The organism is Alcanivorax sp. (genome assembly GCF_014762765.1).
GTDB lineage: Bacteria > Pseudomonadota > Gammaproteobacteria > Pseudomonadales > Alcanivoracaceae > Alcanivorax.
The window spans coordinates 42,965-45,672 of sequence record NZ_JABURH010000211.1 but is presented as its reverse complement, the minus strand read 5'-3'; the positions used below and the strand labels follow the sequence as shown (position 1 = coordinate 45,672).

The following is a 2,708-nucleotide window of genomic DNA, read 5'->3' as shown; positions in this document are numbered from 1 at the left end:
TTGCGGGCCGCGGGGATGACGCCGCCCATGGTGAGGAAACCGTGGACCAGTTGCGGGTAATCCAGAGAGGTGACATCCACCCCCACCGCCCGCAGTTTTTCGCCGTATTCCAACCCTTCGTCGCGCAGCGGGTCGGTGGCGGTGATCAGGAGGGTCGATGGCAGGCCGCTCAGGTCCGGGTTACGCAAGGGCGAGACGCGGTAGTCTTCGACCAATGCCGGGTCTTGAATGAACTGGGCACGGAACCAGGTCAGCAAGGCGAGATCCAGCCCGAAGCCCTGGCCCAGGGTCTGCACCGACGGGTGCTTGAGGGCGCCGTCGGTGGTCGGGTAGATCAGCACTTGCAGGGCAGGCAGCGCCAGGCCGGCCTGCTTGGCCTGCTGGCAGACCACGGCGCTGAGATTGCCGCCCGCACTATCGCCCATCACCGCCAACCGTTGCGGGTCCAGCCCCATGGCAGCGGTGTTATCGAGCAGCCAGCGCCAGGCGGCCAGGCAGTCATCTGCCGCCACCGGGGACGGATGCTCCGGGGACAACCGGTAATCCACACTCAACACCACCGCATTGGTGCGGTCGGCAATGTAGCGGCACAGGCGATCATACTCGTCCACGCCACCCACGGTGAAACCGCCACCGTGCATGAACATGATTGCCGGCGCCACCCGCGGCGCCAGGGCCGGACGATAACGCCGCACCCGCATCTGGCTGCCATCATCCAGCGGCACCTGATGGTCCACCACCACCGGCAATGACACCGGCGCCACATCCAGCAGATTGATGACGTCACGGTACAGACGGCGGGCCTGTTCTACCGTGCCGCTGTCCAGCGTCGGCTTGGCGGCGCTGAGCGCCAGCAGGAAGCGCAGGCGGGAATCCAGATGGGAGCGACTGTGGGTTTCCAGACCGGCGGACAACTTGTCCAGCACCGCACCGGGCAGGCTCATCAGGGCGCGCACCGCGCCACGCTCGAATACTGCAGGATTCATTGGTTTTCCTCTCTGTCCCTGCCGCCTGCCCATGTTGCCTGTAGCGTGCGGCATAAAGCGTTACTAGAAATACCACTCCAGACCGCCTTCGATGCCGGTCACGGTGATGTAATCCTTGTCCACGTACTGCATGTATTGCAGGCTCAAACCGATGTTGTAGGCGGTGCGCACGCCGACAGCGGCACCGAACGCCAGGCTGGTGTCATCGTTACGGTCGGTATCGTCACGACGGCAGGTGGTGACATTACAACGACGACGAATATTTTTTATCTTCACATCCGCAACGCCGGCAAACCCCTGCACAAAGAAATTGTCCACATGGCGGTCCAGCACGGACAGGCTGACTGGCGACTCGAACGACCATTTGCCGGTGCCCAGCAGGGCAGCCACATGGTCTACGGTATACTCGACCTTGCTGGCATTGTTGTCAGAACGCCAGGTATCCCCGGACGGCCCTGTGCCCGCGCGCAGTTCCACGCCCCAATGTTCATCCACCATACCTCCCAGACGCACGGCAAGACCGGTCGGTGTTACCTCGCGGGAGTCATAATCCAGATTGAAATGAATCAGGTTACCGGCCACATAGCCGAAACGTTGATCCTGATAGTGCGCCACACCGTCCGCTTGGCTGGTGGCAGAAAACAGCAAACCGAGAAACAGAATCCCGTAACGCATGTCGAGTCGTCCTTTTGTTATTGTTGGAGATGCGTCGTTATTGTTATCAGCTGTTATACCATTGCTCGCCCGCAGAGTCCGGTCATCTGCGGCCTTTTTGCCAACAGGGGACACCATGTCCGTTTATACGCCGCTCAGTCACAACCAGCTTGCCACCGTTCTGGACGGTTACGGCTTCCGACTGCTGGATTTTCGGGCGGCCAGCCATGGCATCGAGAACAGCACCTTCCTGATTGAGGCTGAGGACAGTCATCAGCAACCCGCCCCGCTGGTACTGACTGTCTTCGAAACCCTGGACCACAACGCACTGACCCCCTATCTGGCACTGTTGAGGCATCTGGCCAAGCAAGCTCTGCCGGTGCCCGCACCGCTGCAGAATCATGACGGCCACGACCAGATCACCGTCGCCGGCAAGCCGGCGGTGCTGATGCCGCGCCTGCCCGGAGAACATGATTTTGCCGTGGACCTGGACCGCTGCCGTCAGGTGGGCGCGCTACTGGCACGACTGCATCAATGTGATACCGCCCCCCTGCAGACCCTGCCCGATGAACGTCAGCGGCTGGAGAGGCTGGCCTCCCATCTACACCAGCTACCGGACGAACACCGCGAGGGAGCTACAGCATTATTGAGCGACTGGCAGGCACGACCCACCGGCACCACCCTGATCCACGGCGACCTGTTCCGCGACAATCTGCTGTGGCAACAGGGCCGCATCAGCGCCCTTCTGGATTTCTACAACGCCTGTCTGGATTACCCGGAATACGATCTGGCGGTGACGCTCAACGACTGGTGCGTGGATAGCAATGGCAAACCGGTGGCAGAGCGGGAGCAAGCGCTGCTGGAAAGCTACCGGGAGTTCGGCGGGCAGGTGGATGACAGCCTGTTGCTGGAGGCGCTGGCGGTGGCAGCTCTGCGCTTCTGGCTGTCGCGGCTGGCCGGCCCGGTGTCGGCGCAAAGCGAAGGGCAGGGCAGCAAGGACCCGGAGGAGTTTGCGCGGATTTTTCAGTGGCGGATTGCGGCGTTGGCGGGGTAAAGCAAGCTGCAAGC

The 2,708-nt window shown here is 62.0% G+C and carries 3 protein-coding genes; 1 reads left to right on the top strand and 2 read right to left on the bottom strand.

Annotated elements, in window-relative coordinates; translation table 11 throughout:
• Positions 1-986 (bottom strand): alpha/beta hydrolase (locus HUJ17_RS16845; protein ID WP_290511784.1); only part of this gene is annotated, 986 nt, incomplete at its 3' end.
• Positions 987-1,049: 63 nt separating this feature from the next.
• On the bottom strand, positions 1,050-1,661 hold the full coding sequence (locus tag HUJ17_RS16840; RefSeq protein ID WP_290511783.1) for an outer membrane beta-barrel protein: 612 nt from the start codon (positions 1,659-1,661) through the stop codon (positions 1,050-1,052).
• A 115-nt stretch (positions 1,662-1,776) separates the two neighbouring features.
• On the opposite strand from HUJ17_RS16840, the gene HUJ17_RS16835 reads away from it, so the two are divergent.
• Positions 1,777-2,694: a homoserine kinase gene (locus HUJ17_RS16835; protein WP_290511782.1), complete on the top strand. Its 918-nt coding sequence runs from the start codon at positions 1,777-1,779 to the stop codon at positions 2,692-2,694.
• The last annotated feature ends 14 nt before the right edge of the window (positions 2,695-2,708 follow it).